This window comes from Paraburkholderia sp. GAS41, from assembly GCF_050436545.1.
Classification (GTDB): Bacteria; Pseudomonadota; Gammaproteobacteria; order Burkholderiales; family Burkholderiaceae; genus Paraburkholderia.
In genome coordinates this window covers 1-15,311 of the sequence record NZ_JBNDMK010000004.1, presented here as the reverse complement: position 1 = coordinate 15,311, position 15,311 = coordinate 1, and the positions used below count along the sequence as shown (strand labels likewise).

The window sequence follows — 15,311 nt, the reverse complement described above, 5'->3', positions numbered from 1 at the left end:
ATTGAAGGCGCTTTCTACTTAACCGAGATCATCTTGATTAAGCAGCGATGTCAGTACGTGATCGGCCCACGATCCGTTTATCTTTAAATAAGAGCGAGCTACCCCTTCCTTCTCGAAACCAAGACGGGCTAGAAGGAGTCCGCTGCGAGTGTTCTCTGGCCGATAGTTCGCCATGATTCGATGCAACTCCATGGTTCGGAACACATAGGGAATCGCAGCGGCCAAACTTTCCCGCATCAGGCCTCTCCCTTCCGCTACCTTCGCGATGGAGAATCCGAGATGACCCGCTTGGAAGGGGCCCCGGACGATGTTAGTAAAATTGCAATCGCCCAGCAATTCGCCATTCTCACGCTCGAATAACAAGAAATGAAGAGCGTTTCCTGCCGCAGTCTGACTGGCCATGATACGCAGCCTGCTTGCGATAGCGTCTACTTCAAACAAGCTTTCGGGGCGAGTCGGCTCCCATGGCTGAAGATGCGCTCTGTTTGCTATGTAATATGCATGCAACGCAGCCGCATAGCTTTCATCTGCGACTCGTAGCTCGATGCGTTGAGTAAGCAATCCATCAGCAAGGTTAGATTCAGTATTTGACATAGGTCGATACATTCAGCGAGCAGCAGCTAAGTCGTCGTTGAACCGCGAGCGTCTGCTCTTCGTCGGATACCCATCTCTGGCTTTACCTGACTAGTGTGAAATCCGAGAGCGCGAAGTCGCCATCGAAATACGGCTTAAGCGGCCCATAAAGCCGGAAATAGGCGAACCATGCTTTCCCCGGGACAGACGGAATCCAGTTCTTCTCCCTACCAGCAGGTGCATCAGGGCCAACGTAAATATCCACGCTCCCATCGTCGTTCTTGGTGAGATCCTCCCGGGAGGATTTGTCGGCAATGCCTTTGCCGTTGTCGATCAGCACGCGCTGATCCATGTCGTACACGGTGACGGACCAGAACAGCTTCGCTGGCGGATTGGCTGGCACGTGCACGACATAATTCTTGCTCCCATCAAGCACATGACCTGCCTTGTCGCCATACGCACCCAAATAGGCTTGCCCCACGCCTGGCACCTTTGTCGCCATGCCTTTTGATGAAGTGACAGCCTCATAAAAATAGTCGGCCCGCTCGTCGACCTGCGTGTAGTACTTTGACTCTTGCGACGGATCGAACCCAATCACGTACCGCCATTGCGCGCCCGGTCTATATTGCGTGCCTGGTGTGCGGCTGTTGAACGAGTTTGCCTGAGCAAACATCTCTCCGACCTGAGCCCCGTCTTCGAGAATCTTGCGTTGTCGATCATCCGGGGCGAACGGTGTACCTTTTTCTATGCCAAGCGGCTGGAGTAGCCCCATCATGACGCGGTCTCTCTCAAGCACAGGCTCGCGTTGAATGATGTCATCGAGGCGTTCCCAATACGCCAGACCGCGAGGTGGGACCTGACTCCAGGCACGCCCATCCGGTTTGAGGAAACGTGTCGGCACCGGTGACGACCGGTTCGAGTAGGCATACATATGAAACCGCTGGATCAGCGCATTGGCCTTGGCAGGGTCGGCATCGAGCGCGCGGAAGGCCACAAATATATTCGTTGTGGGTGACTGAACCACGCGGTAGCCCTTGGCCTCTGGTACGGGTTGTCCAGGACCGACCACAAGATACTTCGCCCCTTTCCCTTCGTCCGGTCCCGTTTCGCCCAGGTCGGTGAGGGGCCGTTGCCAGAAGTCGCCAATGCCACCCGCCGAATTTCCCGCGGGGTAATCGATGACGAGCGGCCCAGTCTGTGAAAGATCCGGCATACCGATGATGTACGGGGTTGTCGCGTTCGCCGTGAGGATCCCGAGCTTGTCCTGCACTGACCGGTAAATCACCATGTCGGTGTCTTTCGCGCCGAAGACAGTGCGAGCCTCGTACTGCCATTGAGCGAATCCGACGATAGGCAATGCCCACGAATAGGCCTGCGCAGCCCGCTGAAAATCCGATTCATCGAAGAGCTTTTGCACGGTGGCGGCATCGGCAGGCACACCTTGCGTGAGTTCTATTTTGCCGATTCGTGTGTCGACGGTCTGCGCGTCTACGTTTGTGTACATCGCTATAACCACTGCAGCGGCTCCGGTCAGCAGCGGCTTCGTGAGTACTCGTTTCATGGAAAGCTCCTGGTGCGCACGTCACGCCTACTTCGTTGTTTCCAGGCGAGGTTCTATTCGCCTGGGTCTATCTCATTGCTTCTGCGGAGTCGGGAATTTCCAGGCGCCGTCAAACACCGAAGGACCTGGCCCATACATCCGGGCAATGACGGTGTACGGACCCTCGGGCGCGGGCAACCAGTTGGATTCCCTGTCCGTTCCCGGTGACGTTTGCTGCACATAGATGTCCAGCGAACCATCGGCGTTGTACTTAAGCCCCTTGGTGCGGTCGCCAATGGAGTACCGATTGATCGGATTGGCAACCAGGTGACGCGCGGGCAAGTCATACATGGTCATCGACCAGAAGAATTTCGCGGGCGGCAGGTCCTGCTTGTCAAAGTGGATCACATAGGGCTGCGAACCTATAAGCTGCTGTTTGTCTGCATTGACACGCGTGCCAACGTATACCGCCTCCTCCTTGGTGTTGCCGTAAATTCCCATCGCAGCCGCGACCGCGTGTTTCATATAGTCGCCCTTCAGATCCTCCCGGCTCCCAAAGATGTCATACGAGCTCGTCGTATGTTTCTCTGCATCGGCAAGGGCCGCCTTGCCGTCAGCGATGCCCGCCTCGATCCCCTGCCGCGTCTCCAAGGGGAGCGTTGACGGGTCAAAGGGCTTGCCGGGGCCAATGCCAATCTTTGAGAAACGCTGCATCAATTCGCGTTCGGACGGTGCGATTGGTTGCGTGAACTGCAACAGAAAATTCAGGTATGAAATGAAGTTGATCGACGTCGCCTTGGTCTCATCCCACTTCGGAAACTCGATCTTCGGGACAGGCGGGGGTGCCTGCGTGTGCTCAAACGATGAGAGGGGCGCAAGCCGGTACTGCTTTTGAATCGTTTGCATTGCTTTGACGTCTCCAGGCCCATTCAACGCGGTGCGCCCCAACGTCAGGATGAAGTCAGTCTCCGACCGGAACACCTTGTCGATACCCTTCGGTGTTTCGCCGTGCCAGTTCGGACCGGCGAACAGATAGTGCCCCCCTTCGTTGCCAGTTGTCCGCGAGCCGACATAGGCGAAGTTGTACGTGAACAGATCGATCCACTGGAATACGAAGTAGCGCTGCTTCGGCACCACGGGAACAGTCAGAACCCATGGTTCGCGCCTCAGGTCGAGCCATGCCCACGAGTAAGGCGTGTCATTGTTGGGCGTGACGATGTCCTTGTTCTCGGGCCCGTACGGGTGGGAGTAGTTACGGAACTTGCCGAAGCCGCCAACGTAGGTCTTGTCCGCGGGGTCAATAGCCTGTGCATACATGGTCTTGTAGTTGAACAGCATCGGGTATGCGTAGATGAACGCGTCTTTTGCGATACCGCGCGCCTCATCGGGCGATGCAGTGGCCGTCGCCTCCGAGGCGGATTGTGCATGCGCCGGGGGCATCCCGGCAAACGTTATGCAAAGTGCGCCGATGCCCAAAAACTTGGGGAGCGTCATCATGGGTAATTCCTTGGAGAGTGCAGATTGAGCTTCCGGTTTTCACATGCGCAATGACTGAGGCACGAAGGAGTGACTCGTTGTTGCCATTCTTGATATTGATCGCGATTGCAGGCAAGAACGCCGTGCTATGCGAGAGATTGCGCTGAAACTAATGCGGTGACGGGCGGGAATGCTGACACCAACCATAAGGCACCTCGTCGCAGACGGTGCCTCTTCAGAGGCGACCGGCGGTTATTGGAGTCTTTAACGGTGTTACAGGCTGGCTTGTATGCTAGCAAACCTCTGCCCGCTGCCCAATAGGAAATTGCCGCATGGTACAGAGGCCTGGCCAAGATTCGATGTTGCGAAAACCGTGTGCCTCGCAAACCAGATAAAAGAACGATCGTGCGTATGGTACGGCGTTGTCCGAAATACTCGAACTGCATATTTCGCATCATTGGATTGCATGGTCTGCATGAGTCGCGGAGGTTCGAATGTCGTCGCGCGCGCCGGTAGCGGACGGTGAAGTTTTGCGACTTGGTGTCGGCAACGGGTCGAAAAAAGCGACGCCGGACAGCGCGAGACCTCCGAACATGCTGCGGCACTCCCCTTACACTGGCACAAGCGGTGACGGCATCTCTCACAGCCCGGCTAGTTCTGCCAGTATTGTGGCCTGCATTAAACGGGTGCTTGAGACATACTCCGAGGGATCAACCGTTGTCTGGCGACTCATGAGACTCAATAGCGCTGGCACCGGGGCTGCGATCACGAGGGGGCAACATGAACAAGTTCAGCAAAATGGTGATCGCGACGGTCGTCTCGTTGGGCGCGATGGGTTGTTCTCCACTTTCCCCAGAACAGAAACCACTCAAGGTCGCAGGTCAGGACGTGCCGCCTTGGGTTTTCCACGACAAGAACTCGAACTCGCTTTCGGGGGTCTTCGTCGATCTGACAAACGCCATCGCCAAAGATGCTGACCTGCCGGTCCAGTATCAGGTGATGGTATTTGGCGACCTCATCCCGGCGCTGGCTAGCGGCAAGATCGACGTAATCGCCACTAATATGGCGATTACGCCCGCCCGCGCTCAACAGGTCGATTTCAGCAACCCGGTTTACGACGCGCCAACGGAAGTCGTCGTCGTCCTGGCGAGCGACACGACGGCCTATGCAGGTCTGGCAGACCTCAAAAATTTCCCGGTGGGCGCACAGAAGGGAAGCATTCAACTTGCGCTCTTGCAACGCGTGAGCGGTTTCTCCAAGATCAAGGTCTATGACACGCTGGAAGAAGCGTGGTCGGCGGTCGTTTCGGGCGAGATCAAGGCAGCTGTAACGTCCGGCCCTGACACGATATACGCCTCGAAACACGGTCGACTCGCAAATCTGCGAGTTGTGAGCTCCTACCGGTCGCAGTCACCGAAACCTCGGATCGGCATTGCGGTGCGAAAGGGAAATGATCAACTCCTTGAGAAAATAAATCGCTCGTTGGCGAAGCTCGAAGCAGACGGCACGGTTAAGGCGATCTTCGTCAGCAACGGTGTCGACGATTGGGCGCCGCCGAAATAGGCGCGTAGCAGAGGGTGGGGCTGCACGAGATTGCTGGTTAGGCGTTGTCGTTGCATGCGCGAAATAAGCCCGTTCAGTATCGGACCGTGTGCGGCCAGTTTCGGTCGTTCGACCTCACTGCCTAGATCGTCGACACCTTGAGCGAGAGCAGGGCCTTTCTTTGAGGCAACGGTGGCGAGGCGATCTGGCGTCGTGCGTCTAGGGATGCTTGAAGAGTCGCGGCCACAAAATATGAGCCAGAGCGCCCAAACCGCGCATCCAGATAGTCTGATCGGAAGAATCTGACCTACCGCCTTCCTACGAAGGTGGAGGGTCGTCCGACTCAACGGGTCTTCAGCATCCCGCTAGAGCAAAGCGTCGCGCTCTGCAAAGATGCCTGCCATTTCCGCCGCGTGTTCGGTTCCCCAAGTGCACAGCGGGATGACCGCCTCGGCCAGGCTGCGGCCAAGCGGAGTCAGCGCGTAGTCCACGCGAGGCGGGACTTCCTTGTGGTCGGTCCGCGCCAGTACGCGATCGGCCTCCAGATCCTTTAATTGCTGGATCAGCACCTTGTCACTAACGTCCGGGATCAAACGCTTGAGTTGACCATAGCGCTTTGGGCCGCCGCGCAGGAAAAACAGGATCAGCGGTTTCCACTTGCCCGAGATGATGCGGAGCGTGGCGTTGAGCCCGCAGCCGGTGTCACAGATCGAACGGCTCTACGCGGCGGTGAAAGCCGAGCGCGGAACCCTCGATATCGTCTTCGCCAACGCCGGGGCGGGAAGCCCGCTTCCGCTCGGGCAAATCACCGCCGAGCATATTGACGAAACCTTCGACACCAATGTGAAGGGTACGATCTTTACGGTCCAGAAGGCGCTGCCGCTGATGAGCGCGGGCGGTTCGATCATCCTGACCGGATCGAGCGCCGGGACCACGGGCGCCCCGGGATTCACTGCCTATAGCGCGAGCAAGGCAGCGGTGCGCAACCTCGCGCGGACATGGGCGCAGGACCTGAAGGGCACTGGCATCCGGGTCAACGTGCTCTCGCCCGGGGCGACGGCGACCGAACTGGCGAAGAGGTCGCTGGGCGAAGAGGGCCAGAAAGCCTACCGTGCGATGACTCCGCTCCTGCGTATGGCCGAGCCGGCCGAGATCGGGGCGGCGGCTGCCTTCCTCGCGTCGTCGGACAGCAGTTTCATGACCGGCAGCGAGGTCGCCGTCGACGGCGGCCTGGCGCAAATCTGACGCGGCTTCGCCCTACGGTGCTCCTTTCGATATTCGCAGCCCGTAGGGCTCGTTAAGTGGCTTACGCCAAGAAGTACCCGAAGCAAGATTGCCGCTGCATAAGGAGCGACAGGGCCGTTGCTCCGATCAAATTAGCATCTTCGTTGACGTCCTCTGCTGGATAAACGTCGATCTCAAACCATCCTCACGAGCCAAAATGCGACTTTTCAACACTATCCCCCGGAAGCTGCCATTGCGAGGACAGGATCCCGACTGGCAGTTGTGGGTCGCTATGAAGAGGTTTACATAGGGCAGAGGATTTTTTGGTTAGCGATCGCGGCCGCAGAGGCATAACGGAGCCGATCAGGATCAGCCCGCGAGCGGTAACCAAAGAATCCTCTGCCTTATGCCCCCTTGCATAAAGGCCGCGCCTGCGACGATCACCGCGCGTGGTCGTCGGGCGGTACGCCGCCATGATGGGTCATTCGTCGGAATCACTCTCCGGACCCACAGGCGGCGGTTCCGCGCCTGCAATCGGCCGTTCGATTTGCAAAAATGAGCTGCGTCCTCCGCCAAAAGCTGTCTCTCGCGCAGGGGCGTCGGCTTGACTGCTGGCGCCGCTCCGACTTTCGGCGAAGTGTCAAAAGTCTCTTGTGACAAGCCGAGCTACACAAAGCGGCTTGCCGTCGCGTGTGGCTCGAAGTCCCGAACGCCGTACAACGCAAAAGCGGGCGCACGCCGGGAATGCGTCGCGCGTCAAATCAACCAGCCGCTCAGGATGGGCAGAAGCACCGGCAAGACAAATGCCGACAGAGTGCCGTTCATCGCCATGCCCAGTCCCGAGTAGGCGCCGGCTTCTTCACTGATCTGAAATGCCCTGGCGGTACCGATCCCGTGCGAAGCAACCCCCATCGCAAAGCCGCGCACGTCGTCACGCCGCACCCCAACGGTACCCAGGACCACATTGCTCAGCATCGCACCGGTAATGCCGGTCAAGATGACGATCGCCGCGGTGAGCGAGGGCAAACCACGAATTTTTGCAGAGATCAGCATTGCTACGGCCGTCGTGACTGACTTCGGGGCGACCGACGCGACCGTCACAAACGGACAATGTAGCCAGATGCATATCGCAATCGCAGACGCAACAGCTGTGGCCGAGCCAGCGATCAGCCCGGCAAGCAGCGGCACGAGCGCTCGTCTGAGCCTGGGCATCTGATGGTGCAGCGGAATAGCCAATGCAATGACCGACGGGCCCAGCAGGAAGTGAATCAGTTTCGCGCCCGCGAAATACGCGTTGTAGGAGGTGCCAGTCAAACGCAGTATCGTGATCATGAGTAACACGGAGATCGCTACCGGGTTGGCCAGGGGATTCTTTCGTGCCAGCGCGTGAAGGCGGCACGCACCGATGTAAACGCCGACGGTGGCCGTCAGCGCCGGTAGAGGCGACGCGGCCACGATCGCATTGAAAGACACTGACAGTTCACCGATTGACATGGCACCCTCCACCTCACGGCGTCAGAATCCACCTAGGCGCGTGGCGCCGCTGCAGCGTTCCGTTGTGATTCCTTTCTGTCGAGCCTCGTCAGCATCAGGCCTGTCACTAGCGCAGCAACCGCCATTGAAAGAATTGTGCTGACGATGATCGCCAGGGCGATTGCGAACAACTGGCTTTTCAGTTGCTCTGCGAAGACCATGACGCCCACGCCAGCAGGTACGAAAAGCAGCGAAAGATGGTTCAACAGTCCGCGAGAAACCTGTTCGACGGCGGGCACGACAGAGGGCTTGGCCGAGAGCAGACAAAGCAGTAGCACCATTCCAAGCACGGGTCCGGGAACAGGGACTCGCGTGACGTAGGCAATCAACTCGCCGAGACACTGAAACCCAAGGAGGATTGCAAACGATCGCGCGAAGAGACAATCCTGCGCCGACGCTTTCGACGGCGCCGAAGCACCGGTTTGCATCGGTGCCGCCGGGCCGGTTTCTCTGGTGCTCATGTCCATGGGCTGTCCTCTTTTTGTGGACCGTTCAGGGCCGAATCGAGCTGGACGCTATGTCGGACTCCATACAGCCATTACGCCCACCGAGGATCCGCCGTTGAGGAGGCCCCAGACGATCCAGGCACGTTACCCAGATCGTCGGGGCGGAGTTCGGGCGGGCCACCAGCGGTCAATGACCAAAGAAAAGGTTGCAATAACTTGAGGGGCCGACGCACGAAGATGGCGAGAGCTTCGACACATGCTGGACATTGTCGGAAGCTGAGGTGCCAACGGTCGTGCCGCCAACGTCATTAATGCCCGCCTGCTGGCTGTCCTGTGCAGCGGCGTTGGTCGTCGCGCCGCCAACGTCACTATTGCCCGCCTGCTGGCTGTCCTGTGCTGCGATCTTCGCCTCGGCCGCCTGAATGTCGGCCGGATACTGTGTATCGACCGCATTGGCCAGGCTATAGCCGGCCTGTTCGAGTTGCTGCAACTCCGCTTTCACCTGAGCCCGCGTGACCGGCTGTTCCGATTGCGCGAAAGACACGCCCGGCGCAGCGATCGCGGCCGCAAGTGCAACTGCCTGAATAAACGACTTCATGATGACTCCCTCCCTAGTTGTCTATCCGGCGCCAGGCAATGCGAGTGCCCATAGACGATGCCCAAAAATCAAGAACGTTGTACCCCGTGGCAACATGCTCTCTCCGTAGCGCTCACAGTCGCATGCGATTGTTGGCATGGACACCGACGCACAACGCTGCGGATCCCGCACGCCCTAAGGCCACAGCCTCATGTTTGGATCAGGCGGCCACGCATGTGCTGGACAAAGCCGTGACGCCGCCGGCGTGCTCGCAGCTGGCAGCCGACGCATGCGCACAATCACGACGGTGCGATCAGCCCATGCCTCCCGCACCAAATGCTCCAGCGCGGGCTCGCGAGCCTCAAGGCAGCGCTCGTGGCCGCTCTCCGTTAGGAGGACTAATCCGCAGAAAGCGAGCTACCGCATCGGGTTCCAGCGACGCGATTATCCCGAGGGGGCCATCTTTCGCTTGCACGACACAACCATAGCGAGTGGGTGACTACGGTTCGATTACTGATTGCTGAGATAGTGGAGGGCTCGCATACAAACGACCCCAACACGCCGGATTGCGGCATCCAATCGGCGTTTCCCGGTCGCCGACTGAGTCCAAGGCGCAATTTATGAGGGGTCACGCTGCAGGCCGGTGTCGCGCACTTCAATGTTTACCGATTGACTACCGATAGGTGCGTCGGCAGTGCGCACATCATCCAGGCTCAGTGCTGCACGCGTGACGTTTTACCGATCGTTGCAATCAGGAGGACGTCGAGCCAGCGACTGGGAGGCGGTGCGCAACGGCAACGAGCTGCGTTTGCCGACCTGGGGAATGAATGAACCCGAATTCTGTGAAAGCACTCCAACGGCCCACCCGGCGCTGAACTTAACGTGGACTACTGGCCCGGGCTACGCGAACCTGTGCACTTGACCGATGTTTCGGGAGATCGGATCATTCAAACACGCTGGCAAGTCCCGGATGCCGGGAGGGAGGACGTCAGATGGCGAGCCTGGCGAAGCTCACGCGTCCGAGGTTGCACGAAGTAGTGCCGCGGGAGCGGCTATTCGCACAGCTCGATGCCGCGCGCGGCCGCTACCCGGTGATCTGGGTGACGGGTCCACCCGGAGCCGGCAAGACGACGCTCGTGGCAAGCTATCTGGACGCCAGCAAACTCGCGGGCAGCTGGTATCAGATTGACGCCGGCGACAACGACATCTCGACTTTCTTTTACTATCTGAGCCGCACGGTCGAAAGCCCAAGGGGTAAGCGCCAGGCCCCGCTGCCGCTGCTCACCCCGGAGTACCTGGCAGACATCCCTGGGTATACGCGGCACTTCTTCCGTGAATACTACAGTCGGCTGAAGGTGCCTGCGGTACTTACGCTCGACAACTATCATCAGTTGCCCCACGACTCGGCGTTCCATGGCGTGCTGGAGCTTGCTTTGCGGGAAGTGCCAGAAGAGGTGAACGTCGTGGTGATAAGCCGCGAGGACCCTCCCGCCGAGTGTGTGGAGCTCGTCTCGTCAGAACGACTGACACATCTGGACTGGGACGATCTGCGCCTCACGCTGGAGGAGGCACGCGCGATTGCCGCAATTCGCCTGGATGTGGACGAAAAAACGCTCCGCTCGCTGTATCAGATGTCCGGGGGGTGGGCAGCCGGCTGGACGCTGTCGCTGGAACGCGCCAGACGATTCGGTTCCCAGGCAGAGGACATCCAGAAGGAGGCGCTGGAATCGATCTTCAGCTATTTCTCAGGTCAGATCTTCAGGACATCGGCGCCGGAGACGCGCGAATTCCTGATCCGGACGGCCCTGCTGCCTCGCATGACGGTGGCGATCGCGGAGAAAATGGGCGGCAGTTCGCATGCTGGTGAACTGCTTGACCATCTCTACCGCCGCCAGCTGTTTACCGAGCGGCGCGGGACCAAATCCTACAGTTATCAGTATCACGATCTGTTCCGGACATTTCTGCTCGACCAGCTGGAGCGGGTCTATACCCCCGCGGGGATGAGTGAACTGCGTCAACGCGCGGGCAAGCTGCTTGAAGAGACAGGCCAGGTCGACGATGCATTTCACCTCTACCGCGCGGCCCAGGACTGGGACGGGATAACCCGTCTGATACTGGAGAACGCCGAAGCGCTGCTTGGGCAGGGGCGCGGCGAGACGTTACGCGAGTGGATCGGTGCACTGCCGAAGGCGATCGTCGATCAGGCTCCGTGGCTTACCTATTGGTTCGGCGTTTCGCTTGTTTCGTCTGCTCCCGTGGACGCACGTGTCCCGCTCGAACTGGCGTTCAGGCAGATGGGGCAGAACAAGGACAGACTCGGTCAGATTCTTGCCTGCACGGAGATAATTGTGGCGTATTGGACCGAATATGCGAACTTTACGCCGCTCGATCGCTGGATTGATGTCCTTGATGGCCTGCTGCAAACCGTCCCTGAATTCCCTTCGCCTGTGATGGAGCTGCGGGTTAACGTGGCGCTTGTCTATGCTCTGGCTTACCGACGGCCAGACCTGGAATTGCTTCAACCTCGCATCCAGAGAACAGAGGAACTGCTGGCCAGCGATGACATACCTGTCAATGACAAGGTGGCTGTAGCAACGCCCCTGCTAGCGTGTTACGACATTTCACTCCGGCATGCGGACGGGACGCGTCTCGTCGACCGTATTCAACCGTGGCTCAACGCCGCCGAAACGACCCCGTACAATAAGGCTTTTTGGTACGGGACGCTTGGTTTTCACCTTTTCTACTCGGAAGCGGAAATCTCTCCGGCACAGGATGCGTTCACGACCTGTCTCGAGATCTGCGCCGCGAACGCAATTGCCTTGCCGGTGCTGAATTCCATAACGCTTTTTGGGCTTGCGCACCTTGCCATAGAACGAGGTGATCTCTTGACTGCCGAGTCATACCGCGCCAAGGCCGAACGCTATGCCGACCCGGATCGGTTCCTCGATCAGCTACATGACACGTGGTTAAAGGGCCGCCTCGCCGAAGCGCACGGCGATCGGACCAGCGCGATCCAGTTCGACGAACAGCAGGCTAGACTCGCCGCCCAAGCCGGGGCGGCATACTACATCCGCCACTCATATTTGAGACTGGCGTTTCACCTTACTGAGGCCGGCCGATTTGCGGAGGCTGCGAGGTCGCTGCAGGATTTGCGGACGATGGCGCAGGCAACCGGGATGCAGGACCGCTGGGAGAGCGACATTGCGTTCGCGGAAAGCTATGGAGCACTGCTGCAGGGCAATCGCGAGATCTGGGAGGAGAGATTCAGGTGCGCAGTCGGGCAACTCAGGTCGAGCGGGGATTGGCTTGGCCTGCGAGCGCGTAAGGGTCGCCACATGCCACGCCTTTTTGCTGCCGCTCTTGAAGCCGATGTCGAGACGGACTACGTCAACCATTTGATCCGACGTAACAAGGTACGCGCGCCGTCACCGGAGGCAAGAAACTGGCCGTGGCCGGTCAGCGTGCATACCCTAGGTCGCTTCGAGGTGCTGCGGGATGACGTTCCATTGGCGTTCGCGCGCAAGGCACCGAAGAAGCCGCTGCAACTGCTCAAGGCGCTGATCGCCTTCGGTGGAACGGATGTCCCCGAACAGAAGCTTACCGACGCCTTGTGGCCGGATGAAGCGGGCGACAGCGCTCACAATTCGTTCAGTGTCGCGCTCACCCGTTGCGGAAGCTCCTGGGTGATGCGGACGCAATCGGGCAGGCTGGCGGGCGCGTGAGCCTGAATCGTGACCTCGTGTGGGTTGATGCCGGTGCGTTCGAGCGAGCGTTTGGCGATGCCGAGGCGGCGGAGGGCACGAGCAGCGAGGTTTCCCTGCAACACGCCATCGATCACTACCGCGGTAGCTTCCTTCCCGACGATACCGGCGAGCACTGGACGGTCTCGGCGCGCGAGCGGTTACGGTCCAGGTTTATCGCGGGCTTGTCGGGTCTGGCGCAGCGCTACGAACAGGGCGATCAGATCGAGCCAGCGATCAGCCTGTACCGCCGCGGTATCGAGACTGATGAACTGGCTGAAGACTTTTATCGGGGACTCATGCGGTGTTACCGGGCTCGAGAGGAGCGGGCAGAGGCTTTAGCGGTTTACCGGCGCCTGAAACAGATCCTGTCTGTCATCCTGGGAATTGGGCCGTCACCCGCCACCGAGCAACTGGCCAGGGAATTGCGCACAAGATGACCGGCGGACTTGTGCATGACGCCAACTGCCGGCATCGGTGGGGATTCTGGCAGCACCGCGATACTGGGCGGAAATACCCGATGCGTACGCCTGCTCGGGATCGCGAGAGAAATGACGGCGCCGGCAAGTTGCTTTGCTGGAACTGCGACAAGCCGAGCTGTTCATTTCATTGGCTGCATGCAGCATGCGCGTGCAACTGACCCAGAATCCGGGGCGTTCTGACGTGAATCGCAGCCGCTCGTCGATTCGGTCATTGAAAAGAGGGCAATGTTTTGTAATGGCGTGCAACCCTTGCATCGCGAGACGTCCTGAACCGATCAGCGCGGCGCGACGGCCATGATCCGTACGCCTCCACTGTTCACGCTGCCGAATAACAGTTCACCTTCTGAGTGGCCGGGTTCTAGGTTTTCAACAGTGGCCAGACGTTCGCGGATCGATACCGCGTCGAAAATTCTGCCGTAATCGCCAATCTTCGCGTGTGACGGCAAGAACGCGGCCAGAACTCGTTCGGGATGCTGCCGATCGTGATCTGACGGGAGGTCTTGGCATCGCATTGCTGCGGCAAACCCATGAAACCGTGGAAAAGCGACACAGACTATGTCTACGACAGGCCGTTATCAACTTGAAAACTGCCATCGAGGGATTGTTCACTCGAGCGTCGCCTGCGGGTCGCTGACCGCCCCGCGGCGTTGGGCGCAAACTGGTTCTCCTTCCGTCGAAAGGAGAACCGTCATGGAAGCCATTGTCATCGACAACGCGCGGCGCGCACCCTGGAACAAGGGGAATCTGACCGGGCAGAAGCCGCCTCTGAAGCTCAGGGAGATCTGGGCGATCCGTATCCGCCTTCAACTGGCGTCAAACACGAAAGATCTCGCTATGTTCGATCTCGCGATCGACAGTAAGTTGCGCGCGTGCGACCTGACGAAGTTGCGAGTTTCCGACATCTGCCTAGGTTTGCGGGTGGCGAGTCGGGCGAGTGTCATGCAGCAGAAGACGCAGCGGCCGGTTCAATTCGAGATTACAGAGCAGACGCGAGCTAGCGCGGAGGCGTGGATCCGCGCAGCGGGACTGTCGTCAGGCGACTATCTTTTTCCCAGCCGGATCCACAGTTCTCCGCATGTCTCGACGCGGCAGGACGCCCGGATAGTCCATCGTTGGATTCGCTCGATCGGATTGGATGATGCGGCTTACGGGACGCATACGATGCGCAGAACAAAGGCGTCGCTGATCTACCGCCGCACCAAGAATCTGAGGGCGGTGCAGTTGCTCCTCGGCCACAGCAAGCTCGAGAGCACGGTGCGTTACCTCGGCATCGAGGTTGACGACGCCCTCGAGAGGGCGGAGCAGACTGATGTATGACCAGCGCGGCCGGAAAGCGATCGGACGCTGTCCGGCCAATAAGAGACGTTCGACTGGATATCCTAAATCGCCGACACCCATTAGCGGTTTCAGGAGGCAACTACACGCAAGGATGAAGGTGAGCAGAAGAAAAAGATTGACCTTTTGGGGCGCCGACGAAAACGATGATAGCTTGCCGCGCGCGGTCATGGATGGTCGCAAGACCGTCACCGCCGATACGGTCGCTGAGTATTACAAACCGTACGGCGAATATGGCGACAGCGGCTACGGTCCAGGCGACATCATTGAGGTCTACGATCTGAAACAGAGGCTCCGTTGCGTCATCAGAGCGACCAAAGTGTACACGATCAAATTCGGCGACATTCCGGAAGAGGTTTGGCGCGGCGAGGCATTCTCAAGTGCAGAGGAATTCCGGGAAGTCCATATTCGGTGCATGCCGCACGAAGATTTACATGATGATTTCGAGTTGGTGACTCTGCATTTTGAATTGCTCGAGATCGTAGCGCGTGAAGTCAATGATTGATGTCAAGAATGCGAGGCTATGCAGTAGTCGGCCGTCCCGCTAATGAAGACCAAGTCTCCAATGGTGAGCATCCTCTTTCCGCGAACCTGAAGGGCTGTTCCGGGGCGAACTTAGCCAAAGCGCATCAGGCAATAGCCGGCCATGTTCGGCCGTTCGACAGCGTACCTGGATTGATTACAATCCCTCGATGTGCCCGATCGCAGTCAAAGCATGGGGCTGCCCGCCTAGGTTTGCGATCGTTAGTTAGATTGACTCGCCCACGACTATGGCGACGATTTTCAACGGCTGCTTCCCGGCTGCAAGGCGAATCGCCTCGCAACAGCCGCTTGTATTGAGGC

12 protein-coding genes and 1 pseudogene are annotated in these 15,311 nt (G+C 58.9%); 6 read left to right on the top strand and 7 right to left on the bottom strand.

What is annotated here, in order from left to right:
• Positions 1-18 precede the first annotated feature (18 nt).
• The 3 genes from rimJ to P3T43_RS08095 form a co-directional block, all read right to left on the bottom strand.
• Positions 19-594 carry a ribosomal protein S5-alanine N-acetyltransferase gene (gene rimJ / locus P3T43_RS08105; protein ID WP_429280529.1) on the bottom strand — a complete coding sequence of 192 codons (576 nt, stop codon included), beginning with the start codon at positions 592-594 and terminating at the stop codon, positions 19-21.
• Positions 595-676: 82 nt separating this feature from the next.
• Entirely contained in the window at positions 677-2,134 is a 1,458-nt protein-coding gene (locus P3T43_RS08100) for a DUF1254 domain-containing protein (protein WP_429280528.1), read from the bottom strand.
• Positions 2,135-2,206: 72 nt separating this feature from the next.
• Positions 2,207-3,610 (bottom strand): DUF1254 domain-containing protein, encoded by a 1,404-nt coding sequence (locus P3T43_RS08095; RefSeq protein WP_429280527.1) that lies wholly within the window; start codon positions 3,608-3,610, stop codon positions 2,207-2,209.
• Positions 3,611-4,369: 759 nt separating this feature from the next.
• Here P3T43_RS08095 and P3T43_RS08090 point away from each other — a divergent pair.
• Positions 4,370-5,152: a substrate-binding periplasmic protein gene (locus P3T43_RS08090; RefSeq protein ID WP_429280526.1), complete on the top strand. Its 783-nt coding sequence runs from the start codon at positions 4,370-4,372 to the stop codon at positions 5,150-5,152.
• Between the two features lie 344 nt (positions 5,153-5,496).
• On the opposite strand, the gene P3T43_RS08085 is transcribed toward P3T43_RS08090, so the two are convergent.
• The gene (locus P3T43_RS08085) at positions 5,497-5,841 is read right to left on the bottom strand and encodes a winged helix-turn-helix transcriptional regulator (protein ID WP_429280772.1); all 345 of its coding nucleotides are present in this window, start codon (positions 5,839-5,841) and stop codon (positions 5,497-5,499) included.
• 1 nt (position 5,842) lies between these two features.
• Here P3T43_RS08085 and P3T43_RS08080 point away from each other — a divergent pair.
• Positions 5,843-6,376 (top strand): annotated as a pseudogene (locus tag P3T43_RS08080) (SDR family NAD(P)-dependent oxidoreductase); the annotation flags it as partial.
• Positions 6,377-7,111: 735 nt separating this feature from the next.
• On the opposite strand, the gene P3T43_RS08075 reads toward P3T43_RS08080, so the two are convergent.
• The 3 genes from P3T43_RS08075 to P3T43_RS08065 form a co-directional block, all read right to left on the bottom strand.
• On the bottom strand, positions 7,112-7,849 hold the full coding sequence (locus tag P3T43_RS08075; RefSeq protein WP_429280525.1) for an LrgB family protein: 738 nt from the start codon (positions 7,847-7,849) through the stop codon (positions 7,112-7,114).
• 32 nt (positions 7,850-7,881) lie between these two features.
• Positions 7,882-8,316, bottom strand: coding sequence for a CidA/LrgA family protein (locus P3T43_RS08070; RefSeq protein ID WP_429280771.1), 435 nt, complete (start codon positions 8,314-8,316; stop codon positions 7,882-7,884).
• 205 nt (positions 8,317-8,521) lie between these two features.
• Complete coding sequence (locus P3T43_RS08065) at positions 8,522-8,932, bottom strand: DUF4148 domain-containing protein (RefSeq protein WP_429280524.1); 411 nt, start codon at positions 8,930-8,932, stop codon at positions 8,522-8,524.
• A gap of 971 nt (positions 8,933-9,903) precedes the next feature.
• Between P3T43_RS08065 and P3T43_RS08060 the strand changes: the two genes are divergently transcribed.
• The 4 genes from P3T43_RS08060 (at position 9,904) to P3T43_RS08045 (ending at position 14,973) form a co-directional block, all read left to right on the top strand.
• A complete protein-coding gene (locus P3T43_RS08060) occupies positions 9,904-12,633 on the top strand; it encodes a hypothetical protein (RefSeq protein ID WP_429280523.1) in 2,730 nt (909 codons plus the stop codon).
• Positions 12,630-13,091 (top strand): bacterial transcriptional activator domain-containing protein, encoded by a 462-nt coding sequence (locus tag P3T43_RS08055; RefSeq protein WP_429280522.1) that lies wholly within the window; start codon positions 12,630-12,632, stop codon positions 13,089-13,091. The genes P3T43_RS08060 and P3T43_RS08055 overlap by 4 nt, the downstream gene beginning before the upstream one ends.
• Positions 13,092-13,823: 732 nt before the next feature.
• A complete protein-coding gene (locus P3T43_RS08050) occupies positions 13,824-14,450 on the top strand; it encodes a tyrosine-type recombinase/integrase (RefSeq protein WP_429280521.1) in 627 nt (208 codons plus the stop codon).
• A 118-nt stretch (positions 14,451-14,568) separates the two neighbouring features.
• A complete protein-coding gene (locus P3T43_RS08045; RefSeq protein ID WP_429280520.1) occupies positions 14,569-14,973 on the top strand; it encodes an ASCH domain-containing protein in 405 nt (134 codons plus the stop codon).
• Positions 14,974-15,311: the final 338 nt, after the last annotated feature.